Source organism: Streptomyces sp. BBFR2 (assembly GCF_044497305.1).
Taxonomy (GTDB): Bacteria; Actinomycetota; Actinomycetes; order Streptomycetales; family Streptomycetaceae; genus Streptomyces.
The window spans coordinates 3191266-3213338 of record NZ_CP172415.1; the positions used below are offsets into that span (position 1 = coordinate 3191266).

Sequence of the window (22073 nt, forward strand, 5' to 3'; positions counted from 1 at the left end):
GTGCTCGACTCCCTTCCCCTGTCGCGGAAACAGCTCCGGTCCATCGCGCAGGCAACGGCTCGTATCTGCCTCTGGCACGGCGCGGTTCGCTCCGGGAAGACCGTCGCAAGCCTGCTCGCGTTCGTCCTGTCCATCGCCGAAGCGCCGCCGTCCGGCCTGATCGTGATCTGTGGCCGCTCGCTCCAGACCATCGAACGCAACTGCCTCGAACCCCTCGCAGATGAGGCGCTGTTCGGGCCCGTCGCCCGGCAGGTGCGGCACACCCGCGGCGCCACCACCGCCGTCATCCTCGGCCGCACCGTCCACCTGATCGGCGCGGCCGACGCCCGCGCCGAGGGACGCCTGCGCGGCCTTACCGCCTGCCTGGCGTACGTCGACGAGGCGACACTGCTCCCCGAAGGATTCTGGGCACAGCTCCTCGCCCGCCTGTCCGTGCCCGGGGCTCGCCTGCTGGCCACCACCAACCCGGACGGCCCCCGCCACTGGCTGAAGACGGGGTACCTCGACCGCGAGCACGAACTCGACCTGCGCTCGTGGCACTTTCGCCTCGATGACAACCCGAGTCTGTCGCGCGCGTACGTCGCATCCCTCGCCGCCGAATATGTGGGCCTGTGGAAACGCCGCATGATCGACGGCGCGTGGTGCGTCGCCGAAGGTGCCGTGTTCGACATGTGGGACGAGCAGCAGCACGTCGTCGACGAACTGCCCACGATCGGCCGGCACTGGCTCGGGATCGACTACGGCACCACCAACGCCACGTCCGCGGTTCTGCTCGGCCTTGGCGACGACATGCGGCTGTACGCCGTCGCCGAGTGGCGCCACGACTCCCGCACCACCCGCCGCCAGATGACCGACGCGCAGTACAGCACCGCCATACGCCGCTGGCTGAGCGAGCGGGGCGTAGAACCGGCCTGGACGTTCGTCGACCCGAGCGCCGCCAGCTTTTCCACACAGTTGTGGACAGACGGGCACTCCGGCATCGCACGGGCCCGGAACGACGTCCTCGACGGCATCCGCAGCGTCTCGACGGCCCTCGACTCCGGCCTGCTCCGCATCCACTCCTCATGCGAGGGACTGCTCGCCGAACTACCCGGCTACGCATGGGACCCCGCCGCATCCGACCGCGGCGAAGACCGCCCCATCAAACGCGACGATCACAGCGTCGACGCGCTGCGGTACGCCGTCCACTCCACCGCGCACGAGTGGCGCCACCTCATCCCCGCCCCACCCCCCGAGGAGGCCGCTACATGAGCCCGACCGCAATCCCCGCCGTCATCACCAACGAGCAGAAGCAGGCCGCCGCGCGCGCCCTCGGCATCCCCGTCTCGCTGGTGTACGAGGTGACCCTGCACGCCACCGATGGCGTGCGGGCCGAGCTGTTCCTTCGCGATCGCGAGGGCCGCGTCGTGGCGCACGGCGGCGAACCGCTGACCGCCACAGTGCGCATCCCGTACGGAGAGGTGGGCGCCGATGCCTCTTCCTGACAACGGCGCCCCCTGGCCGCCGCCCGCGTTCGGCAGCCTGTACCGCGAGATGCGCGCCGACGATGCGTGGTACTCCGGCGACCGGACCCGCCTCGCAGACGTCTACCGGCACCAGGAGCAGCGGCACGACGGCCGCCGTCGACTGTGGGCGCGGCACCGTCACCCCCAGCCCGGCCGGCATGACACCCGGCTGCACATCCCGTTGCCCGCCGATATCGCGACCACGAGCGCGGATCTGTTGTTCTCCGAACCGCCGACGTTCACCGTCGGCGACCCGGCGACGCAGGCCCGACTCGACGAGATCACCGACGCGGGCGGGGTTGCGAACACACTGCTGGAGGCGGCGGAAGTCGGCGCCGCGCTGGGCGGGGTGTTCCTACGTGTCACCTGGGATACAGCCCTGGCCCCGCGCCCGCTGCTGACCGCCGTACACGCAGACGCCGCGGCCCCCGAATTCCGGTGGGGACAGCTCTCCGCCGTGACGTTCTGGCGCGAGTTGCCGAGCGACGCCAACGCCGTATGGCGCCACCTGGAGCGGCACGAGGTGGGCCGCGTTCTGCACGGCCTCTACGAGGGCACCGCCGACACCCTCGGCACCCGCGTACCGCTCACCGAGCACCCGGACACGGCACCGCTCGCCGACTCCCTCGGCGCCGAGGGCGACAGCATCGAGACCGGCCTCGACCAGCTCACCGCCGCCTACGTCCCCAACATCCGCCCGAACCGCCGGCATCGAGGTTCGCCGTTCGGCCGGTCCGACTACCAGTCGGCGCACGACCTGTTCGACGCGCTCGACGAGACGTGGTCGAGTTGGCTGCGCGACATCCGCCTCGCCCGCGCCCGGCTGATCGTGCCCGACGGCTACCTACGCGACCACGGCCCCGGCCGCGGCGCCTCGTTCGACGACGACCGGGAGATCTGGCAGGCCCTCAACATCCCGCCGACAGACGGCCCGGCCGCTGGGATCACGCTGTCGCAGTTCGCGATCCGGGTCACCGAGCATCAGCAGACCACCGACGCGATCATGCGGCAGGCCGTGCAACTCGCCGGATACAGCGCACAGTCCTTCGGCCTCGGCGACTCGACCGCCACTACCGCGACCGAAGTCACCGCCCGCGAACGCCGGAGCATGATCACCCGCGACAAGAAGTCGCGCTACTGGGCCCCGGCGCTGGCCGACATGCTGCTCGTCATGCTCCGCCTCGACCAGAGCCTCTACACCCCCGGACTGACGCCGGAGCGCCCCACGATCACGTTCGGCGACTCCGTCAGCGAGGACCCGCAGGCCGTCGCGCAAACCCTGTCCCTGCTCCAGCAGGCACAAGCCGTCAGCACCGACACCAAGGTGCGCGCCCTTCACCCGGACTGGGACGACGGCGCCGTGCGGGCCGAGGTCGAGCGCATCCTCGCCGAAACCGGCGCCGCCGTTCCAGATCCCATGCAGGCCGGGCTCCTGCCGTAGTGACTACAGGGTTCCTTCTCTGCGCGCACGGGCCCATGCGACGGCCGCGTCGCAGCACTGACCTACGACTCCAAGAGTCACCAACGCCCAGATGGCATTGGGCTGTTGGACGTGGCCAGTGGCAATAGCCACCACAATGCCGCCACCGCCGATCGCACTCCACCGGATCGAGGGAGGCGGCATCCGCAAGATCACATCTCCACGACGGCGCACGTCGCCGCTGGCGTTCTCACTGGCTCTCAACCTGGCTCCAAAATAGAGAAGTTGGGGACATTCTTCGGCAGGGGAGACGTGCGCGCACTCCGAGCCCCCATACTGACAGAGGTGCACCTTCGAAATGAAGGAAGAAAGCCAAAAACGTGAGAGTATTAGTTAAATTGGACTGACCAACACCTGCGAAGGGTAGGTCAGTTCGCGGGGATAGCCCTTCCAATCAAAGGTGCCGGAGTGTTGTCACATTCGATGCGAGCCCCCTGGGGTACGCCGTGACATGCATTACATTTTTATGGGGGGGCTGTGTCCATCCACCCCGGAATGGTCGAGGACCTGTCGGCAAGCGTTCGGGACCGCTACGCGGACGCCGAGGCACGACTGTTGGGTATCGTCGCTCGGCAGCTCGCCGCCGGTCTGGAGGCGCCCGGGTGGATACAGGCCAAGCTCGCCGATGTCCAGGCGATGCGCCGGGCCGCGCAGTCCGTCGTCGATGAACTCGGCAAAGCGATGTTCCTCGACGTGTTCGAGGCCGTCGCCGACGCCTACAGCCGAGGGTCACGCGCAGGTCTGGTCGAGCTGGGCGCGCTGCACGACGACGATGCGCGCCGGATCGCGGAGACCACGCCGAACGCCCGCGCCGTCGACCGGCTCGCCGAGGAGGCGCGGACCCGGATCGAGGCGACGCACCGCGGCATCCTCCGCGGCGTCGAGGACGGCTACCGCCAGGTCGTCAGTGAGGTTGCCGCTACGCCTTTGCTCGGCGTCGACACTCGTCGTCAGGCGACGCAGGCCGCCATGCAGCGGTTTGCTGATCGCGGGTTGCGGACGTTCGTGGACCGGTCCGGCCGTTCATGGTCGATGACGTCGTACGCCGAGATGGCAGTACGGACGGCTGTTGGGCGGGCCGCGGTCGAGGCGCACGGCGACCGGCTGCGCGCCGCCGGGGTGCCCCTGGTGATCGTCTCCAACGCACCGCACGAGTGCCCCGTCTGCCGCCCGTACGAGGGCAAAGTGCTGGCGCTCGACGGGCCGGACGGCGCCCGCAGCGTCGAGGTCGAGCACGCCACCGAGGACGGCCGCATCGTGCGCGTGCACGTGGCCGCCTCCCTCGACGAGGCACGCCGCGCCGGGTTCCAGCATCCGAACTGCCGGCACTCCCTGTCGGCCTACCTCCCAGGCGTGACGCGGGCGCCGGTCGAGCACTCCACCGACCCCGACGGCTACGAGGCGACGCAGAAGCAGCGCGCCATCGAGCGCGGCATTCGGAAGTGGAAGAACCGGAAGGCCGCCGCGGTCACGCCCGAGGCGAAACGGGCGGCGGAGGCGAAGGTCCGCGCGTGGCAGAAGCGCCAGCGCGAACACCTTGCCGAACACCCTGAGTTGATCCGCAAGCGGCACCGGGAGCTGCCCAGCGCCGGGAACCTCCCCTCGACCGCCGGGGCCCCGCCGCCGTCGGCCGTCGACGCGGCCCGGGTGCGCTCCGGCGACCGGCACACGTTGTCGGAGATGGACGACGACCAGCTCGCCGCCGCGCACGGCTCCGGGTACCTCGACGACCTCGACCGCGGCCGGATCGAGGCCGAGGCCGACCGCCGCGACGAACGCGACCTGCTCGACCGCCTTCGCCCGGGTGGGCGCCTGGCCGAGGATCTGACCGCCTTCGGCGACGACGAACTCGGCCGAGCGCTCCCGCACTTGGATGATTCCGACGTGTTGCGGGTGGCTGCGGAGATGGACCGCCGCGACGTGGCGGCCGGCATGCCCGGTGCCCGCCGGGATCTGGTCGGCCTGTCCGACCGGGCCCTCGCCGCGCGCGCCCGTCGCGCCGACCCCGCCGAGCTGGCCGCGCTCGCCGCCGAGGCGGACCGCCGCGACCTGCTCGCGCGCGTCTTCCCCGGCGGTCACCTCGCCGCGGACCTCTCCGGCCTCGGTGACGATGTCCTCGGCTGGGCCGTGCAGTACGCGGACCCGCGCAGCGCCGAGCGGATCGCCGACGAGTTCGACCGCCGGTACCCGCCCGCCCCGCCGCCCGCGGCGCACGGCGCGCACACCGTCGCTGGGCAACTCGCCGACCGGGCCGCTGTCGACGACGCCCTTGCCCCCGTCCCGGACCCGGACGGCTGGGCGCACCTGGCCCTCGACGACACGTACGCGGACATGACCGCGGCGGAACGGTGGCTCGCCGAGCGCGAGTTCGCCGCCGAGGCGCAGCGGACCGCGTACACCCGCGAGCAGGTTCGGGAGCTGTACCGCGAGCACATCGCGGCGCAGTGGCTGGAGGCTGAAGACGCGCTGCGCGGGCACCTGCTCAACCGGAGGGCCGAGGCCGACGGCGTCGACCCACGGAGCCTGTTCACGGGCCCCGCGCACGTCGCCTACGCCCGCGCGTCCGAAGATCTGATTCGGTGGTGGGAGACCCACCCGCGGACTACGCTCGCGGAGTACACGGAGCAGATCACGGGCGTGCGAGACACCGCGGCGGAGACCGCGCGGCGCGCCCGCGGCGACCGGCAGAACCGACTGTGAGAGGGGGCAACGATGGGCACCAGGGGTGATCTCGTCCGCGCCTTGAACGCGGGCGCCGATGCCGGCCGGTCCGGTGATCCGGTGACCGCCTGCCCGTACCCGTCCGGAGACCTGCGCCGGTCGGCGTGGGTCCGCGGCTACGCCAAGACGGCGCGGCTCGCCGACGAGCAGCACGACCAGGAGCACGCCGCCGAGTAGGCGCCGACCGCTCCCGCCTTTCCCAGGGCCCGCCACCGGCGGGCCCTTTCCGTATGCCCACACGCCCGCCAGGAGCGGGCCCGATGCACCAGGAGTGCACACACCGTGAGCGACACCACCAGCACCACCAGCACGAGCACCGGCGAGCAGGGCGCCCCGGCGGGTGAGGTCGGGCAGGGCCCGGCCGACACCGGCCAGCAGGCACCTGCCGCGCCCCCGGCGCCGCCGTCCGGCGCCGGGCAGGACGAGGACCCGTCGGCGACGATCGCGCGTCTAGAGCAGCAGCTCGCCGCGGCCCGCCGGGATGCGGGTAAGTCCCGCGTGACCGCGAAGCAGGCCGCCGCCGACGAGGCGCGCGCCGAGCTGGCGCAGCAGATCGGGCGGGCGCTCGGCCTGGTCCAGGACGACGCGCCGCCGGACCCGGCCGCGCTTACGCAGCAGCTCACCGCCGAGCAGAACAAGGCGCGGCAGACGGCCGTCGAGCTGGCGGTGTTCCGCACCGCGCGGGATGCCGGCGGCGACCCCGACGCCCTGCTCGACTCCCGGGCGTTCGCCGCCGCCGTCGCCGACATCGATCCGACGGACACCGTCGCCGTGCGCGCCGCCGTCGAGGCCGCGGTCGCGGCCAATCCGAAGCTTGCCGCGCAGCGGGCCCCCGGGCCGTCCCGAGCGGGCGCGGAGTTCTCCGGGCCCCCGTCCGAGGGGGTCACGGCCGCGCAGTTCGCCGCCATGGACTACGCCCGGCGTGCGGAGCTGTTCCAGTCCGACCCCGAGACCTATCGGCGCCTGTCCGCCGGTTCCTGATCCCGGCGCCCGACGCCGGGCATCCCCAACCGCCCGGCCACGTGCCGGAGACAAGGAGCACCCGCCATGGCTGAGACCAAGGCATCGAATCTGATCGTTCCCGAAGTGTGGGCGGACATGGCGCAGGCCACGTTCCGCGGCGCCGTCCGCGTCGCCGGGTCGTCCGCCGTGAAGTCCGACGACACCCTCGCCGGGCAGCCGGGCGACACGATCAACTTTCCCAAGTGGGGTGCCCTCGGCGACCTCGACGAGCTGACCGAGGCGGTGCCCATGGGCACCGCCGTGATGGGGCAGAGCAGCAGCTCGGCCACCATCCGCGAGGTGGGTAAGGCCGTCGAGATCACCGACAAGGCCATGCTCACCGCGCTCGGCGACCCCCGCGGCGAGGCGCAGCGGCAGTTCGGCATCCTCGCCGCCCGCAAGGTCGACGCTGACCTCATCAAGCAGGCGCAGGCCGATGAGACCAGCCAGGGCGGCGGCAAGCCGTACACGTTCGCCACCGAGGCCGGGGCCGGGTTCACATGGCGCGACGCCATCGTTCCCGCGCTGGCGACGTTCGGCGACGAGTTCGAGCCGGACCAGTTCGCCGGGCTGTTCATCAACTCGGCGCAGATGGCCCAGATTTTCACCGATGACCAGTTCATCAACGCCGCCAGTCTCGGCGCCTCGACGCCGGTCACCACGGGGCAGGTCGGGGCCGTCGCGGGTATGCCCGTGATCATCACCGACCGGGTCACTGCCGGCACTTTTCTGCTGCTGAAGCAGAGCGCCCTCGGCCTGCTCTACAAGCGCCGCCCGGTGGTGGAGACGGACCGCGACATTCTCAAGCGCACGACGGTGATCACCACGAACGTGCACTACGCCGTCAAGCGCCTGGACGACCGCGGCGTGTGCGTCGGCACCCTCACCCCGGCATCGAGCGGGGGCGGTGCGGAGTGATGCTGCGCCGCTACCACCCCGCACCTCAGACGCACCGCACCGAACCCGACGCCCCGCCGGTCAAGCCCGCGGGGCGTTCGCGTTCCCGCACCGCGAAGGGGGCGTGACCGTGCCGTACGTGATCACCGCCCCCGACCGGCGGCAGAGCGGGCGCGTGGCCGGTATCGCATTCGAGGACGGACGTGCCCAGGTCGACAAGCTGGCGATCGGCGTGCGCCTGCTCTTCCAGCGGCTCGGATTCCGCGTCGAGGAGACGACGGCCCCGGCCAAGTCGCGCCGCGCCCTCCCGTACAAGAAGGAGTGAGCCGGTGGCCGCCCGTACCTACGCCACCCCCGAACAGCTCGCGGCGTGGACCGGGGCGGCGGCCCCCGACGACGCCGAGCGACTGCTCGCCCGTGCCACGGAAGACATCGACTCGGCTCTGCTGACCGCCGTCTACGCGGTGGACGGCGACGGCGACCCGCTCGACGCGCGGGTGCGCGCGGCCCTCGCCGACGCGACCTGTGCCCAGGTCGAGTACCAGCTCGCCACCGGCGACGACGGCACCGGCGCGGCCGGGCACTGGGACTCCGTCAGCATCGGCCCCGTGTCCCTGTCGGGCCGCTCCGGCACGGCATCGGGCGCGGCCGGGGTCGAGCTGGCGCCGCGCGCCGCCCGTGCCCTGCGCCGCGCCGGGCTTGAACCCGGGGTCGTGTGGCCGTGGTGAACCGCGTTCCGGCGTTCCTGCTGCGGCACCGCGTCGTCGTCGCGCCCTACCTCGGCGACTCCGCGTACGGCCCGCAGTACGGGCCCGGCGTCGAGGTCCGCGCGCTGGTCGACCCCGCCCGCCGCCTGGTGCGCGCCGCCGACGGCCGGCAGACCACCGCCACCGCGACCGTCATCACGGCCCCGGGACTGGACTGCGCACCCGGCTCCCGCCTCACCCTGCCCGACGGCCGCACCACGACCGCCCTCACCGTCGCCGAGCACACCGCCCCCGGGCTCCCCGCCCCGGCCTGTACGGAGGTGAGCTGCGCATGACCGTCCAGCGCGCCCGCATCCGATGGAACGGCGCGGCTGTCCGCGGCCGGACCCGCGAGGGTGCCGTGCGCGGCCTGTTGCTGGGCGCCGAGCACCTGCTCGCCGCCTCGCGCGCCGAGGTCCCCCTCGATGAGGGCACCCTCGAACGCTCCGGCGCCGCATCCGTCGATGAATCGAGTCTTACGGCCGCCGTCTCCTACGACACCCCGTACGCCGTCCGCGTGCACGAGGACATGACCGCCCGGCACAGTCCCGGGCGGAAGGCCAAGTACCTCGAAAATCCCGCCCGCCGTGAGGCCGGGCAGATCGCCGCGATCATCGCCGCGCAGGTCCGGAGGGCGCTGCGTGCCTGATCCCCTCGACGGCCTCGCCCGCTACCTCGACGGCCTCAAACTGGTCGACTACGACCCGGCCGGCATCAGCGGCGACACCTTCGCCGAGACGCTTCCGCCCGGACCCGACGAGGCGGTTGGACTGTGGTTGTACGGCGGCGCCGAGCAGGACGCCCGCAACGGCTACGACGAACGGTCGCTGCAAGTCCGCGTGCGCGGCACCGCCGACCCGCGGGTGTCCCGCCGCCGCGCCGAGGCTCTGTACTCCGCCCTGCACGGCCTCGCCGGTATCGCCCTGCCCGACGGCACATGGCTTGTTCTCTGCGTCGCGCAGCAATCCCCCGCCCCGCTCGGCACCGATGAGCGCGGGCGGCACGAGCACGTCGTGAACCTCCGCCTCGACGTCGCCAACCCCACCACCCACCGACCCGACTAGGAGGTTCCCTCATGGCCGTACGGCCCATCGACGCCCGCCGCTGGCTGTTCGAGGTGCAGGACGCCGACGCCACCACCGAGACGTGGCTGCCCATCGCGGGACTCACGTCCTTCACCCACAACCCCGGGGAGAACGAGGAGACCGCGGAGACGACCGCATTCGACTCCGAGGGGTACTTCGAGCAGGACGTCATGCAGCGCGGCGCCACGATCGAGATCGAGGGGCAGTACCGCATCGACCCCAAGAGCGGTGCTCAGGACCCCGGACAGGCGTACATCGACACCGTGTGGGCGAACCGCCTCGGCATCGACTCTCGGAACGCGGTCCGGTGGCGGCACGCGTCACAGCAAGCGTGGGTCGTGTGGGAGGCCACCGTCACGCCGGGCGAGCAGGGCGGCGAGACCAACGACAAGACGTCGTGGAGCGCCACCATCACCCGGTGCGGAAAGCCCACCACGGCACCGGTCGCCGGGGGCGGTGGCTCGTGAGCGACGACGCGCTCGACCACGAGCACGGCCAGGAGCACGGCGCCGCCGCGGATTTCGACGCGTTCTTCGCCGAGCAGGCCACCGCCAAGCCGCGCGCCACTCTGACGCTGTACGGACGTACGTACACGCTCCCGGACTCCATGCCGCTGCTGTTCACCATCCAGATGGAGCGGGTGCAGGCCAGCGAGGACCCCGACGACGTCCGCCGGATGCTGGGCACCCTGTACGGGCCCGACGCCCTCGACCAGTGGGCAGAGAAGGGCATGACCGACCGGCAGCTCGGCATTGTGCTGATCTGGTCGGCCGCCAACATCCGCACCCCCGGGTCGGTGTCCATGCAGCGGGCCGCCGAGCTGCACGACGAGGGCGAGGCCGCCAAGGCGGGAAAAGCCGCAGCGGCCAACCGGGCGCAGCGCCGCGCGGCGACCAGGAAGAAGGCGACACCGGCGCGTTCTGGCGCGCGGTAGTCGAGCACTGGGGCGTCGTCGAGGCGGACCTCGCTCGCGAATACCACCTGAGCGCGGCTGAGTTGGCCGCGTTGTCTACCCGTCGGTTCCTCGTCCTTGTCGGCGGCCTGTCCGCCGAGTCCCGGTTCGCCGCCGCGTGGAAGCGCACGCCGCGCGCCGTCGAGGACCCGGCCGAAATCGCAGCGATCACCGGCGTACCGGCCGGCACCGACGGGAGGTGACCGGACATGGCGCTGAACGTCGGAGAACTCCTCGCGACGATCGACGTTGACGACGGTCCGGCCGCCCGTGGCCTGAACCGTGCCGAGCAGCGCGTCGCGCAGGCCGGGCAGACCATCACCAGCGAGGCCGATCGGTCCGGCCGGCAGGCCGGGCAGCAGCTCGGCGACGGTCTCGCCGACGGTGCAGACGAAGGCGCGCAGCGGTCAGGAGGTCGTCTCCGCTCCCGCCTCGGCGCGCTGGGCTGGGCCGCGGTCGGCGCCACGATCGGCGGCGCGGTCATGGCCGGGCTCGGCGAGGCCATGCAGCAGCAGAAGGACAACGGGTTGCTGGCCGCGCAGCTCGGCGCGAATCCCACCCAGGCGAAACGTTTGGGCAAGGTCGCCGGGCAGCTCTACAGCCAGGGCTACACGGATTCCGTCGGCGACGCCAACGAGGCGCTGAAGGCGCTGTGGCAGCAGGGACTTGTCCCCACCAGCGCCACGCAGAAGGAACTTGCCCGCGTGGGTGGCCGGTTGACGCAGGTCGCCCAGATCATGGGCGAGGACGTCGGCCCGACTGCGAATGCCGTCGGGCAGATGCTGAAAACGGGAATGGCGAAAAACGCCAGCGAAGCATTCGACATTCTCGTAAAGGGAACGCAGAACGGCGCTAACAAATCTCAGGATTTGCTCGACGTTCTCAATGAATATTCGACTCAGTTCCGTGATATGGGTGTCAGCGGAAAGCAGGCCATGGGCATGATCCAGCAGGGTCTAGCTGGTGGCGCGCGTGACGCCGATATTGTCGCCGATGCTTTCAAGGAACTGAATATTCGTGTCAAGGATGGCACCGGCGCCGACGCGCTGAAGCAGCTCGGCTTGAATGCGGATCAGATGGCCGCTGCGTTCAGCAAGGGCGGCCCGGCGGCGAACTCGGCCCTTGACCAGATCATGGACCGCCTTCGGGCGGTGAAGGACCCGACCGAGCAATTCCGCATCTCGCAGGGCCTACTCGGCACGCAGAGTGAGGACTTGTCCAAGGCCCTCATGGCGATCGACCCGAGTAGTGCGGTTGCCTCGCTCGGCAAGGTCGACGGGGCCGCCCGCAAGGCGGGCGACACGATGCGCGACAACGCCTCGACCAAGGTCACCGCGTTCACGCGCAGCCTTCAGCAGGGCTTCGTCGAGGTCGTCGGTACCTACGTCATCCCCGCCGCGACCAGCCTCGGCAGCGCGCTCGGCAGCGTCGGCTCGGCTTTCACGTCGACGGCCGGGTTCGTCGGCCGGAACAAAGCAACGTTCATCGCGGTGGCCTCGGTCATCACGGTACTGATGCTGCCCACCCTGGTGCAGCTCTCCGTCCAGGCCGGCATGACCACCGCCGCGGTGGTCACCGGGTGGGCGACGCAGGGCGCGGCAGGCGCCGCAGCCGCGGCGCGGTTCGTCGCCATGAACGCGATGATCCTCGCCGGATGGATCAGCCAGGGCGGAGCAGCGACCGCCACGGCGGCGCGCACCGTCGCCGCGTGGGTGCTCATGGGTGCGCAGTCCATGGCCCAGGGCGCCCGGATGGCCGTCGCGTGGGCCCTGGCCATGGGACCGATCCCGCTCATCATCGCGGGAATCGTGGCCCTGGTGGCGTTGATCGTCACCAACTGGGACACGATCAAGAATGCCACGGCAGCCGCCTGGAATTGGGTTTGGGGAAATATCAAGGCTGTTGGCGCGTTCATTCTCAACCTGTTCGTAAAATGGTCGCTTCCCGGAATCATCGCGTCGCACTGGTCGAGCATTAAGAATGCCGCTGCTGCCGCTTGGGATTGGCTTTGGTCCAAGATTAAGAGCATCGGCACAGCCGTCGTTAATTTCTTCGTCAAGTGGTCGCTGATCGGCCTTTTGATCCGGCACTGGGATTCAATCAAGTCTGGCGCTGAACGCGGCTGGAATGCCGTGCTCGGGTATCTGCGCGGCATTCCCGGGAAGATCGCCGGGTTCTTCTCCGGCCTCGGCAACCTGCTGCTGGGGAAGGGCAGAGACCTGGTGCTCGGCCTGTGGCGCGGAATCTCCTCCATGGGCCCCTGGCTGAGAGCTACGCTCATGGGCTGGGCGAAACGTTTGATCCCGGGCCCGATTGCGAAAGCCCTCGGCATCCACTCGCCGTCGCGCGTGATGGCGCGCGACGTCGGCCGGTGGATTCCCGCCGGTCTGGTCAAGGGCATCGAGGGCGGGCAGTCCGCCGTCGACCGCACCATGCGTCGTCTGATCCCCTCACCGGCCGCCGCGGGCATGCCTGCCATGGCCACGGCAGGGGTCGGGGGCGGATTCGGTGCCGCCGGGGGCGGGCCGCTGTTGCACATCGAGAACTGGCACGCCGGTGCCTCGACGGCTGATCAGACGGCGTCCGCGCTGGCCTGGCAGATGAAGGGCAGGGGGTGACCCGATGGCCGCGGGCGACCGCGTCACCCTCCCCGGGCACGTGCAGTTCGGCGACGAGCTGCTGCTCGGCCCCGGCACCGCCTACCGGTGGCGGACCCTGACCGGCTGGGAGGAAACCCCCGGCCTCGACTCCGGCACGACCGCGCGGGCAGACGCGCACGGGGCGTTCCCCGGCGCGCTGCTCGCACAGCCACGCACGATCACGCTCGACGACATCGTCATACGGGCCCCGCGCGACCAGCTCGGCGCCACCCTGGCCGCGCTCAACCGCGCGACCGCGATCCGCGACGACGAGCAGCCCCTCGTCATCCACCTCGACGACCGCGGCCCCCTGCTCGTGTTCGCCCGGGTGCTTCGCCGGGCCGTGCCCGTCGGCGTCGGCTACCGCGTCGGCACCGTCACGGGCGCCGCGGTGCAGTTCGAGGCATCCGACCCGCGCCGCTACTCCGTCGCGGAACAGCGCCTCACCACGAGCCTGCCCATGCGCGAACCCGGCCTCGACTGGCACCTCGACCCCGGCCCCGAGAGTCTGCGGTGGCCGCTCGACTTCGGCGCCCCCGGCTCCACCGGCGGCCTGTCCGCAGTGAACGAGGGCGACGCCGACACGCACCCGACCGTCGTGTTCCGCGGCCCCGTGGAGCTGCCGAGCTTGACCAACCTCGCCACCGGCGCGGCCGTCGAGTACGACCTCGCCCTCACCGAAGGGGACGAGCTGACCGTCGACACCGCCGCCGGCACGGTCACGCTCAACGGCACCGCGAGCCGCCTGTATACCGCGACGGCCCGCTCGGTGCCGGAGCAGACATTCACCCTGTGTCCCGGCACGACGGCGTTCGCGTTCCGCGCCGCTCCGGGAGCCGTCGACCCGCGCGCCGCCGCCGTACTGCGCTGGCGCTCGGCCTATTGGTAAGGAGGCCGCGCCCGTGACCGTGCGCGCCGCGTGGTTGCTGCCCGAGGGGCAGACCCGCGAAGACACCCGCCTCGCGCCGCTCGGCGCCATGGCCCCGACATCCGAACTCACCACCCGCGGCGGCGTCCTCGCCGGAGGGAATCCGTTCGCCGCGTCCGGCGTCGGCCCGATGCAAGTGCAGATCGGTACCGGCCGCGCCGTCGTGCAGGGCACCGGCGCCCAGGGCGCCTACCCGGTGGTGATCACCTCGCCGGAGACGCTGACGTTCGCCGACGGTGACGCCCAGTACGACCGCATCGACGCCGTCGTGCTGCGCGTGTACGACGTCCTGTACGACACCAGCGAGCAGACCACCGCCACAGTCGAGATCGTGCAGGGCACCCCGTCGGCCGCCCCCGAGGCGCCGCCGCCCCCGGCCGCCGCGCTCCGGCTGTGGGAGATCACCGTCCCGGCGGGCGCCTCGGCCGGCACCGGCGGTATCTCCTGGGGCTCCGCGCTGGCCGACCGACGCCACTACACCACCGCGCACGGCGGCATCATCCCGCGCGGCTGGGGCCCGTCCTTCACCGGCGCCTACGACGGGCAGTACCGTGACACCGGCACCGGCCTGGAGCGCTGGTCGGCCTCGGCCGCCGCGTGGCTGCCGTACCCGGCCGACTCCGGGTGGCAGACACTCGCGCTCGCCTCCGGGTACGGCAACCCCGGGCACGGCTCCGTACCGGCGTGGCGCCGCCTCGGCTCCCTGATCCTGCTCCGCGGACGCCTCGGCCCCACCAAGGCGAACGCCACGATCCCCAACGCCGCGACCCTCGCCACCTTGCCCGCCGGCATCCGGCCCGGCACCGAATTCGCATGGGCCGCCCCACGCGACCAGACCAGCAAGGGCCCCTCCGTCACCCGGGCCGAGATCACCCGCGGCGGCGTCCTGCGCATCTACGAGTCGGCCGACCTGCCCTCGTGGATCTCCCTGGACGGCGTCACCTACTGCACCGACTGACCTGGCAAGGGGGTGAGCCATGGCCGCCCCCGCCTACCGGGTGCTGCTGTGCGACCTGCGCACCGATCAACTCCTCGATGCCGTGCCCGTCTCCGGGCTCAGCATTGACGACTACATCGGCAAGGCCGGAAGCCTCTCGGCGACCATCCCGTTGCCGAACGCCGCGGTCGCCGCGCGGGTGCGCGCCGCCCTGGTGCCCGGCCGCACCGCGGTATGGGTCGAGCGCGGGCGCGAAATCTGGTGGGGCGGCGTCCTGTGGACGGCGTCGATCCAGTCCACCGAGCGCGGGTTTCTCTCCGCGCAGATCCAGGCCGGCACCTGGGATACCTACCTCGATCACCGGATGGTGGTCGACACGCTCACCGCCACCGGCACCGACCAATTCGACCTCGCGCGCGGCCTGCTCGACTACGTGCAGAACACTCCCGGCGGAGACATCGGCATCACGGTCGGCACGGAGCTGTCGGGCACACTGCGCGACCGCACATACAGCCGCTACGACCTGCCCAAGGTCCGCGACCTGCTCGACCAACTTGCTTCAGTGCAGGGTGGTTTCGAGTGGCGAATCGCCTCATACCGCGACGCGGCATCAGGGCGCAGAGTCAAGCGTTTGCAGCTCGGCGCCCCGACGATCCGCACCGGAACGAGCGAGATCGTGCTCGACCACCCCGGCCCCGTCCTGGCGTACACGTGGCCCGTCGACGCCACCGTGCAGGCCAACGCTTGGCAGTCCCGGGGCGCGACGAACAATGACAACCAGGCCGAGACGTCGTACCCGCTCATGTCCCGCCTGCTGGTCGACTCCGAGGAGATCGCGGCCGGGTGGCCGCGGCTCGATGGTTCGTCGGATTACTCCACCGTCGAGCAGCAGCCCACCCTCGACGCGCACGCCTCGGCGGACCTGGCCGCCGCCCTCCACCCGCGGACCATCCCCGAGCTGACGGTCGACATGGCCCGCTCCGGGCTCTCCCCGGCGTTGCTCGGCGCCACCATCCGACTCCGCATCCGCGATCTGTGGTGGCCCGACGGTCTCGACGAGCGGTACCGCGTCGTCGGCCTCGCGATCACCCCGCCCGAACGCGGCCACTCCGAAACCGCCAAGCTCTACCTGGAGGCCGCCTGATGGCCGCTGTTCCCCTCGACCTGCTCGACCGTATCCGCGCACTCGAACGCCAGGTACGCGAACTGGCCGGGCGCGCGCAGACCCGCCCGGCGCTGACCCGGATCAACCACGGCGCGGTGACCATCGGTGAGGGCGGCAGTCTCGACGTCCGGGCCCCCGGCGGCGCGCAGATTCTCGGCGTCGGCGCGTTCTCCACCGGCCGCTACGGCGTGAGCATGGCGCGCGAGGACGGCACCGGCGTCGCGCTGGAGGTCGGTGGCAACGACAGCACCGCCTCTCAGATGTTCCGTGCCTTCGCCCGGGGGAGCTGGCCCGACCCGATCGTCATGGATGACGGCTACGCCGATGGGTATCTCGGCCGCCCCTGGGTGCCGATCCCTCTCGCGCCCGGCGCCGCCGTCACCGTCTCCGACTGGACCACCACCCACGCCGGGAGCATCTGGACGCAACACGCCGTGCTCGCCGCTCAGTGGTCGCTCTACGCCCCCGCCGGCACCACGGCCGAGGCCCGCCTCATGCTCAACCGCGGCGGCACTCTGGTGCAGCTCGGCGACGCCATCACCGCGAAGGGGAAAGAGGTCTTCGCCTCTCAGCGCTTCACCCCCGGCGTCCACGGCCTTTCGCGCGGTGACACTGCCGGTCTGATCATCCAGGCCCGCCGAACCGTTGGCACCGGCGCCGCGGTCGCGTGGTGCCAAGGGATGTGGGGCGCCAACACGACAAGCCGCGAAGAGGCGGACTAGGTCCGCTCCGGCTCCGGCCCATCACCTCAGACCATCGTGAGGATCATGCTCCCCGACTCCATTCCCACCGTCACCGTCACCGGGCGGTTCCTCGCCCCCAACGGGCGACCCTTGTCCGGCGCCGTGACGTTCCGCGCCCCGGCGCAGCTCACATTCCCCGAAGCCGACGTCATCCTTGGCGGCCCCGTCGTCGCCCAGCTCGACGCACAGGGGCAGATCGAGGCGACCCTGCCCGCCACCGACGCCCCCGACATGGACCCCGTCGGCTGGTCCTACACCGTCGCCGAGGCCCTGTCGGGCATCCCCAACGGCCGTACGTACAACGTCCTGTTGCCCGCCGCCGCGCCACTCGTCGACCTCGCCGATATCGCACCGACGGACCCGAGCAAACCGAACTACATCCCCGTACCCGGCCCCGAAGGGCCCCGCGGCGAACAGGGCGAGAGCGCCTACGAAGTCGCCCGCGCCGCCGGATTCGAGGGCACCCCGGCCGACTGGCTCGCCTCCCTCATCGGCCCCCGCGGCGAACAGGGCCCGCAGGGTGAGCGCGGCGAGGAGGGCCCGCCCGGCACCGACGGTGCGCCCGGGGCCGACGGGCTCGTGCAGTCGGTCAACGGCAAGTCAGCCCCCGCGATCACCCTCACCGCCGCTGACGTCGACGCCCTGCCGTCCACCGCGGCCGGCATCCCCGGCGGCGTCGCCCAGCTCGACGCCGCCGGGCACGTGCCCACAGCCCAGCTCCCGGAGTCCACCGGCGGCGGCGCGGTCGACTCCGTCAACGGGCAGACCGGCGCCGTGCAGCTCACAGCGGCCGACGTCGGCGCGCTCGACCAGGCCACGGCCGACGCCCGGTACGTACGCCCCGCCGACGTACCCGTGCAGTCCGTCAACGCGCGCACCGGCGCCGTGGTCCTGGCCGCGGCCGACGTCGGCGCCCTGCCCGCCTCGGCGCGGGGCACTGCCGGGGGCGTTGCCGCCCTCGGCAGTGACGGCCGGGTGCCCGCCGCGCAGCTCCCCGCCCCCAGTGGCGCCCGCAACGTCTGGACGCCGCAGAGCCTCGGGTTTCAGGCGTGGTCGGTCGACCCTGCCGCGGTAGCCAACCCCGCCATCAAGGCGGCCGTGGTCAAGCGCGTGTACCTGTCCGGGATCAACATCACCGAGCCAACCTCGGCGAACGCGGTCACGGTCTTCGCCCGCGGCTGGGCAGGCTCCGCCGCAGTGCCGGCCGCCCGGTTCTACGCGGGCATCTACGACGAGACCGGGAAGCGCATCGCCACCTCCGCACAGGTCTCCAACCTCCCCGCCGCCGGACAGGCAGCCAGCACCGCCCCCGGCGCCAAGAACAACCACATCGGCGCCGTCCCCATCCCGCTCACAGCCACGGCGACCCTGGCGCCGGGCCGGTACTGGGCCGCATTCCTGCTGTCCGCCGGGAGCGCCACGGACTTTTACTACATGCACGTGCAGAACGAATCTCCGTCGGCCCCGGCGAACTTCTTCCTCGGTACGACGTTCCAGCGCGCCTGGTGCCTCGACGGCGCGACCTCGCTCCCGGCGACCGTCGACCAGGCCACCGGCGAGGTCGGCCTCGACCCCGCCGTACTCGCGCTCGCCACCATCTGACCCGCCCCGCGCCCCGGCCACCGGCCGGGCTTTCACATCTCTGGAGACACCACCCATGACCGTCAAGGGCATCGACGTCTCGTCGTACCAGTCGGCCACCTACAGCACTAAGGGCCTTGACTTCGTGTTCGTCAAGGCCACTGAAGGCACGACGTACATCAACCCCCGCATGACCGCCCAGGCCGCCCACGCCCGCCGGAACGGCCTGGTCGTCGGCTTTTACCACTTCCTTCGCCCCGGCGACATGAAGGCCCAGGCCCGATACTTCGTCGAGAAGTGCCCGAGCGTCGAGGGCGACCCGCTGTTCGCCGACTGGGAAGACTCCGGCGTGAGCTGCGCGCAGAAGGACGCGTTCCTGGCCGAGGTCAAGCGCCTCCGGGGCGCCGCGCACCGTGTCGGCCTGTACTGCAACCAGAGCTACTGGACCACCCGGGACACCACCAGCAACGCGGGCGACGCCCTGTGGATTGCCGACTACGTCGCTGCCGGCGCCCCGCGGATCAAGGCCAGGTGGACGTTCCACCAGTACACCGACCGGCCCCTCGACACCAGCCTCGGCGCGTTCGCCGACCGGGCCGCGCTGCGCAGGTGGGCGACCGGTAGCACGGCGGTACCGAGCAAGCCGACCCCGAAGCCGAGCGGTACGTGCGTCGTGCGAGCGGGCGACACCCTCTCGGGCATCGCAGCCCGGTACGGCACCACCGTGGCCAAGCTCGCCAAGGCGAACGGCATCTCGAACCCGAACCTGATCCGGGTTGGGCAGACCATCAAGATCGTGAAGTGAGGAACCCGTCCATGACCCCCGCCGCCAAGCACACCGCCCGCACCATCGTGCAGACCGCCCTCGGCATCGCCGTGATGCTCCCCGCCATCGTCGACGCCTCCGGCGTCCCCGCCTCCCTGCCGTGGGTCGCCGGAGCGCTCGCCGTCGCCGGTGGCCTCGCCCGTGTGATGGCCCTGCCCGGCGTTCAGGCACTCATGCCCGCGTGGCTGCGCACCGCCCCGCCCGCCACCGGGAGCACCACAGAGTGACGACCAGCCCCTCGCCCAGCGACCCGGCCGCCGTCGCCCTCGAACTCGAACGCATCCGGCGCACGATCGAGGTAGGGCACGCCCGCATCGACGGCGCCCTCGCACTTCTGGTGCAGCGGCACGACCAGACCGAGCAGCACCTCGCCGAGCAGGGCCGCCGCCTCGACGACCACGACACCCGCCTCGACACCGTCGAGAGAGGCGAGACCGAGCGGCAGAAGCGGGCCGAGGACCGGGTCGACGCCCTCGAACGTGGCCGCTGGCCGCTCCCCTCCCTTGCCGCCCTCACCGCTGTGTGCGGCCTCGGCCTCTCTGTCTGGCAGCTTGCCGCCCGATGAGCACCGCCCCCCGATCCGGCACCATGCCGGATCGGGGGGCGCTTTCTGCGTTCTCCGTACGCTACTTCGAGCAGATCAGGAGTCCTCCCCGCGCGTTGATCTCGAACGCCCCGTGCTGGTCGATGTGGCGTTCAACGAGCGTCTGCGCGCGGCTGAGCGTGGCGTCGAACGGAACGTCGTGCTGAGCGGCCCACGCCCGGTAGGAAGCCATGTGCGCAATCACCGGGCCGGGCGTGGGCACCGCGATCACTCCGGGCAGCTCGACCACGTCGACCGTCCGGAACGCGGCTCCGAGGTATCCGGGCGCCTCCTCCAAGGAGAACCGGGCGCTGAGCGAGAGACGCGAGGGACCACGATCGATGCCGAGCACGTCGGCCGCGGCCTGCTCCCACAGGCGGTCAAGCTCTGCCTTGTCGTGCTCGCTGTTGGTCGAGGCGATCACGAGTCCCGTCTCGGTCACGACGCGGGCAAGCTCCTCCACCGCACGCGGAATGTCGCTCACGTGGTAGAGCATGTGGAGAGCCAGAGCTGCCTCAACACTGCCGGCGCCCAGCGGTAGCTGTTCCGCGTCCGATACCGCGACCGGGCGGGGCACCCCGTCAAGGATGCCGGGCGACACGTCGAGGCCGAGGACGTAGAGATCTGGACGGTCCAGATTCAGGCGCTTGATGAACTTGCCGTTCCCGCACCCGACATCAACGACAGTGCCCCGGACGTCTCGGAGGTGGTCAACCACCAGGCCCGGCAGATCGTAGCTCGGTTGCTGCCACCGGTAGAGGGACTGGCGCGCGACGAGGTCCCTCTCATCGCGGTACGCGCTACCTGTGAGAAGGGCACGGTCTGTCACGGCATCGGGCCCGACAGGTGCACCGGTCATGTCTGCTGCTCCTGTCCCCTCGCGGGCAGTGCCGTGGACATGGTGGCCTCCTTGAGTCGTTCGCGCAGACGCGTGACCGGAGCCGAGTCACGAAACTCCGGCGCACCCAGTTCACTACTGAGTTCACCGAGTCGTCGTGCGATGCTCGCCGATCGCGTTTCCGGCCGGGCGTCGAGAACGAACCTGATCATGGCCTCTGTGCCGTCGATATCGCCAGCCTTCATATGGCCTCGGGCTATGTCGAGGTGTGCCGCGAACAGGTCGCCGACGGACCGGTCCGCATCCTCCGAGTTTCGATACAGGCGCACGGCGGTCTCCGCGCTGGTGATCGCCGCCTGTACATGCCGCTGCCCACCGATGGCCAGATGCGTGGTCCCTGCATAGGTGAACTGCTTCGCCATCGGAAAGCTGAAGATTCCGGGGAACTCATCTTCGCCCGTGGTGTTCTCCCGCTGGAGCTGCGCCGTCGCCAAGGCCGCAGCGGCACCGCTACGGTCACCCGCCACCGCAAGCGACCGGGCCTCCAGACTGGCCAGCCGCGCACCGATGCTTCCCGGGGCCGTGTACTCCTGGCCCGCACGAGCGAGTTCGGCGGCCTGCCGTGGTGACCCGTTCCAAAAAGCAATAAGGGACTGGGCAGCTCGGGTCCACGCCCGTAGGCCGTTGTGCCCGACGAGGTCCGCGCATGCCCAGGCCGTTCTCGATTGGGTTGCCGCGGAGTCGTAGTCACCGGCATCGAGGCAGATGTGTGCCGACAGTCCGCACAGGCGCCCAGCAAGGAGATACAACTCAGCGGTATCAGCCGGACGCTGGCGCCCCTCTAACAGTTTGAAGGTGGCGCGACGAAGCGTGCCGATCTCTTCGTACAGCTCTGCCAGAGGTCGGCTGACATAGTGCCGCGCCAACCGTGTCACATCCGCGTGGAGCCCTTCGAGCGCCGTTGCACTGGTGTTGGTCCCCGCGATGAACCGCGCGAAGTCGGCGGCCTCCGCGGCGTCAGCCGCGAGCAGACTCCGCGCCGGTTCTTGCTCGACGCTCCGCACATCGGGAGCAGATTCCCTTCGCCGCTGTCTGCTGACGGCCGCGGCACGGTCGAGCACAGCAAGGTCAATGCCGAACACGTCCGCCAGGTAGCCGCGCACCCTCGACGTCGGAATGCGCTTTTCCCGCAGGTAGCGGCTTACCTCCTTGCCGGTGACAGTTGCACGGCCATCACGGTCGTTGATTTCGTCGGCGATCCGCTGATGAGTCTTCCCACTCATGTCGCGTAGCCGCGTCAGAAGCTCGCCAATGCCCTCTGGCCCCATTCGGTCTCTCCCTTGAGGCTCTGTCCGGCCCTCATTCTGGCCCCCCTGGTGGCCCCCTTGCTGGCTCCCGACACCGCCCGGAAACAGCGGTTGCCTAGTGGCATGAACCGAACGGAC

General features: G+C 71.1%; 26 protein-coding genes. 24 read left to right on the forward strand and 2 right to left on the reverse strand.

Going from position 1 to position 22073, the window contains the following annotated elements:
* From ACGH2B_RS12445 to ACGH2B_RS12560, 24 genes are all read left to right on the forward strand, one after another.
* Complete coding sequence (locus ACGH2B_RS12445; protein ID WP_399088002.1) at nucleotides 1–1251, forward strand: PBSX family phage terminase large subunit; 1251 nt, start codon at nucleotides 1–3, stop codon at nucleotides 1249–1251.
* Complete coding sequence (locus ACGH2B_RS12450; protein WP_399088004.1) at nucleotides 1248–1484, forward strand: hypothetical protein; 237 nt, start codon at nucleotides 1248–1250, stop codon at nucleotides 1482–1484. The genes ACGH2B_RS12445 and ACGH2B_RS12450 overlap by 4 nt, the downstream gene beginning before the upstream one ends.
* Nucleotides 1471–2946 (forward strand): phage portal protein, encoded by a 1476-nt coding sequence (locus ACGH2B_RS12455; RefSeq protein WP_399088006.1) that lies wholly within the window; start codon nucleotides 1471–1473, stop codon nucleotides 2944–2946. Before ACGH2B_RS12450 ends, ACGH2B_RS12455 begins: the two co-directional genes overlap by 14 nt.
* A gap of 516 nt (nucleotides 2947–3462) precedes the next feature.
* Entirely contained in the window at nucleotides 3463–5685 is a 2223-nt protein-coding gene (locus ACGH2B_RS12460) for a phage minor capsid protein (protein ID WP_399088008.1), read from the forward strand.
* A gap of 12 nt (nucleotides 5686–5697) precedes the next feature.
* Nucleotides 5698–5883, forward strand: coding sequence for an Rmf/CrpP fold protein (locus ACGH2B_RS12465; protein WP_399088010.1), 186 nt, complete (start codon nucleotides 5698–5700; stop codon nucleotides 5881–5883).
* A 105-nt stretch (nucleotides 5884–5988) separates the two neighbouring features.
* Nucleotides 5989–6687 (forward strand): hypothetical protein, encoded by a 699-nt coding sequence (locus ACGH2B_RS12470; RefSeq protein WP_399088012.1) that lies wholly within the window; start codon nucleotides 5989–5991, stop codon nucleotides 6685–6687.
* A 66-nt stretch (nucleotides 6688–6753) separates the two neighbouring features.
* Nucleotides 6754–7626: a N4-gp56 family major capsid protein gene (locus ACGH2B_RS12475; RefSeq protein WP_399088014.1), complete on the forward strand. Its 873-nt coding sequence runs from the start codon at nucleotides 6754–6756 to the stop codon at nucleotides 7624–7626.
* Between the two features lie 103 nt (nucleotides 7627–7729).
* Nucleotides 7730–7930, forward strand: coding sequence for a hypothetical protein (locus ACGH2B_RS12480; RefSeq protein WP_399088016.1), 201 nt, complete (start codon nucleotides 7730–7732; stop codon nucleotides 7928–7930).
* Nucleotides 7931–7934: 4 nt separating this feature from the next.
* Nucleotides 7935–8333 (forward strand): hypothetical protein, encoded by a 399-nt coding sequence (locus ACGH2B_RS12485; protein ID WP_399088018.1) that lies wholly within the window; start codon nucleotides 7935–7937, stop codon nucleotides 8331–8333.
* On the forward strand, nucleotides 8330–8647 hold the full coding sequence (locus ACGH2B_RS12490) for a hypothetical protein (protein ID WP_399088020.1): 318 nt from the start codon (nucleotides 8330–8332) through the stop codon (nucleotides 8645–8647). The genes ACGH2B_RS12485 and ACGH2B_RS12490 overlap by 4 nt, the downstream gene beginning before the upstream one ends.
* Nucleotides 8644–9000: a hypothetical protein gene (locus tag ACGH2B_RS12495; protein ID WP_399088022.1), complete on the forward strand. Its 357-nt coding sequence runs from the start codon at nucleotides 8644–8646 to the stop codon at nucleotides 8998–9000. The genes ACGH2B_RS12490 and ACGH2B_RS12495 overlap by 4 nt, the downstream gene beginning before the upstream one ends.
* The gene (locus tag ACGH2B_RS12500) at nucleotides 8993–9415 is read left to right on the forward strand and encodes a minor capsid protein (protein WP_399088024.1); all 423 of its coding nucleotides are present in this window, start codon (nucleotides 8993–8995) and stop codon (nucleotides 9413–9415) included. The genes ACGH2B_RS12495 and ACGH2B_RS12500 overlap by 8 nt, the downstream gene beginning before the upstream one ends.
* Before the next feature lie 11 nt (nucleotides 9416–9426).
* The gene (locus tag ACGH2B_RS12505; RefSeq protein ID WP_399088026.1) at nucleotides 9427–9903 is read left to right on the forward strand and encodes a phage tail tube protein; all 477 of its coding nucleotides are present in this window, start codon (nucleotides 9427–9429) and stop codon (nucleotides 9901–9903) included.
* The gene (locus ACGH2B_RS12510; RefSeq protein ID WP_399088028.1) at nucleotides 9900–10370 is read left to right on the forward strand and encodes a hypothetical protein; all 471 of its coding nucleotides are present in this window, start codon (nucleotides 9900–9902) and stop codon (nucleotides 10368–10370) included. The genes ACGH2B_RS12505 and ACGH2B_RS12510 overlap by 4 nt, the downstream gene beginning before the upstream one ends.
* A 71-nt stretch (nucleotides 10371–10441) precedes the next feature.
* Nucleotides 10442–10591: a hypothetical protein gene (locus tag ACGH2B_RS12515; RefSeq protein WP_399088030.1), complete on the forward strand. Its 150-nt coding sequence runs from the start codon at nucleotides 10442–10444 to the stop codon at nucleotides 10589–10591.
* Nucleotides 10592–10597: 6 nt separating this feature from the next.
* The gene (locus tag ACGH2B_RS12520) at nucleotides 10598–13006 is read left to right on the forward strand and encodes a phage tail tape measure protein (protein ID WP_399088032.1); all 2409 of its coding nucleotides are present in this window, start codon (nucleotides 10598–10600) and stop codon (nucleotides 13004–13006) included.
* 4 nt (nucleotides 13007–13010) lie between these two features.
* The gene (locus ACGH2B_RS12525; RefSeq protein ID WP_399088034.1) at nucleotides 13011–13916 is read left to right on the forward strand and encodes a phage distal tail protein; all 906 of its coding nucleotides are present in this window, start codon (nucleotides 13011–13013) and stop codon (nucleotides 13914–13916) included.
* A gap of 13 nt (nucleotides 13917–13929) precedes the next feature.
* The gene (locus tag ACGH2B_RS12530) at nucleotides 13930–14913 is read left to right on the forward strand and encodes a hypothetical protein (protein ID WP_399088036.1); all 984 of its coding nucleotides are present in this window, start codon (nucleotides 13930–13932) and stop codon (nucleotides 14911–14913) included.
* A 19-nt stretch (nucleotides 14914–14932) separates the two neighbouring features.
* A complete protein-coding gene (locus ACGH2B_RS12535) occupies nucleotides 14933–16036 on the forward strand; it encodes a hypothetical protein (RefSeq protein ID WP_399088038.1) in 1104 nt (367 codons plus the stop codon).
* Entirely contained in the window at nucleotides 16036–16779 is a 744-nt protein-coding gene (locus ACGH2B_RS12540; protein WP_399088040.1) for a hypothetical protein, read from the forward strand. Before ACGH2B_RS12535 ends, ACGH2B_RS12540 begins: the two co-directional genes overlap by 1 nt.
* 45 nt (nucleotides 16780–16824) lie before the next feature.
* On the forward strand, nucleotides 16825–18402 hold the full coding sequence (locus ACGH2B_RS12545) for a phage tail protein (RefSeq protein WP_399088042.1): 1578 nt from the start codon (nucleotides 16825–16827) through the stop codon (nucleotides 18400–18402).
* Nucleotides 18403–18457: 55 nt separating this feature from the next.
* Entirely contained in the window at nucleotides 18458–19186 is a 729-nt protein-coding gene (locus tag ACGH2B_RS12550; protein WP_399088043.1) for a GH25 family lysozyme, read from the forward strand.
* 11 nt (nucleotides 19187–19197) lie between these two features.
* A complete protein-coding gene (locus tag ACGH2B_RS12555) occupies nucleotides 19198–19434 on the forward strand; it encodes a hypothetical protein (RefSeq protein WP_399088045.1) in 237 nt (78 codons plus the stop codon).
* Nucleotides 19431–19772 (forward strand): hypothetical protein, encoded by a 342-nt coding sequence (locus ACGH2B_RS12560; protein WP_399088047.1) that lies wholly within the window; start codon nucleotides 19431–19433, stop codon nucleotides 19770–19772. The genes ACGH2B_RS12555 and ACGH2B_RS12560 overlap by 4 nt, the downstream gene beginning before the upstream one ends.
* A gap of 61 nt (nucleotides 19773–19833) precedes the next feature.
* Here the strand turns inward: ACGH2B_RS12560 and ACGH2B_RS12565 are convergent, their stop codons facing one another.
* Both ACGH2B_RS12565 and ACGH2B_RS12570 read right to left on the reverse strand, forming a co-directional pair.
* Nucleotides 19834–20649, reverse strand: coding sequence for a class I SAM-dependent methyltransferase (locus ACGH2B_RS12565; RefSeq protein WP_399088049.1), 816 nt, complete (start codon nucleotides 20647–20649; stop codon nucleotides 19834–19836).
* Entirely contained in the window at nucleotides 20646–21911 is a 1266-nt protein-coding gene (locus tag ACGH2B_RS12570) for an XRE family transcriptional regulator (RefSeq protein WP_399088051.1), read from the reverse strand. The genes ACGH2B_RS12565 and ACGH2B_RS12570 overlap by 4 nt, the downstream gene beginning before the upstream one ends.
* Between the last annotated feature and the right edge of the window lie 162 nt (nucleotides 21912–22073).

Bases quoted from the DNA above. Each gene is read 5' to 3' on its own strand.
- ACGH2B_RS12450 (WP_399088004.1), top strand. From the start codon at position 1,248: ATGAGCCCGACCGCAATCCCCGCCGTCATCACCAACGAGCAGAAGCAG.
- ACGH2B_RS12455 (WP_399088006.1), top strand. From the start codon at position 1,471: ATGCCTCTTCCTGACAACGGCGCCCCCTGGCCGCCGCCCGCGTTCGGC.
- ACGH2B_RS12465 (WP_399088010.1), top strand. From the start codon at position 5,698: ATGGGCACCAGGGGTGATCTCGTCCGCGCCTTGAACGCGGGCGCCGAT.
- ACGH2B_RS12475 (WP_399088014.1), top strand. From the start codon at position 6,754: ATGGCTGAGACCAAGGCATCGAATCTGATCGTTCCCGAAGTGTGGGCG.
- ACGH2B_RS12495 (WP_399088022.1), top strand. From the start codon at position 8,644: ATGACCGTCCAGCGCGCCCGCATCCGATGGAACGGCGCGGCTGTCCGC.
- ACGH2B_RS12505 (WP_399088026.1), top strand. From the start codon at position 9,427: ATGGCCGTACGGCCCATCGACGCCCGCCGCTGGCTGTTCGAGGTGCAG.
- ACGH2B_RS12520 (WP_399088032.1), top strand. From the start codon at position 10,598: ATGGCGCTGAACGTCGGAGAACTCCTCGCGACGATCGACGTTGACGAC.
- ACGH2B_RS12525 (WP_399088034.1), top strand. From the start codon at position 13,011: ATGGCCGCGGGCGACCGCGTCACCCTCCCCGGGCACGTGCAGTTCGGC.
- ACGH2B_RS12535 (WP_399088038.1), top strand. From the start codon at position 14,933: ATGGCCGCCCCCGCCTACCGGGTGCTGCTGTGCGACCTGCGCACCGAT.
- ACGH2B_RS12540 (WP_399088040.1), top strand. From the start codon at position 16,036: ATGGCCGCTGTTCCCCTCGACCTGCTCGACCGTATCCGCGCACTCGAA.
- ACGH2B_RS12545 (WP_399088042.1), top strand. From the start codon at position 16,825: ATGCTCCCCGACTCCATTCCCACCGTCACCGTCACCGGGCGGTTCCTC.
- ACGH2B_RS12550 (WP_399088043.1), top strand. From the start codon at position 18,458: ATGACCGTCAAGGGCATCGACGTCTCGTCGTACCAGTCGGCCACCTAC.
- ACGH2B_RS12555 (WP_399088045.1), top strand. From the start codon at position 19,198: ATGACCCCCGCCGCCAAGCACACCGCCCGCACCATCGTGCAGACCGCC.
- ACGH2B_RS12565 (WP_399088049.1), bottom strand. From the start codon at position 20,649: ATGACCGGTGCACCTGTCGGGCCCGATGCCGTGACAGACCGTGCCCTT.
- ACGH2B_RS12570 (WP_399088051.1), bottom strand. From the start codon at position 21,911: ATGAGTGGGAAGACTCATCAGCGGATCGCCGACGAAATCAACGACCGT.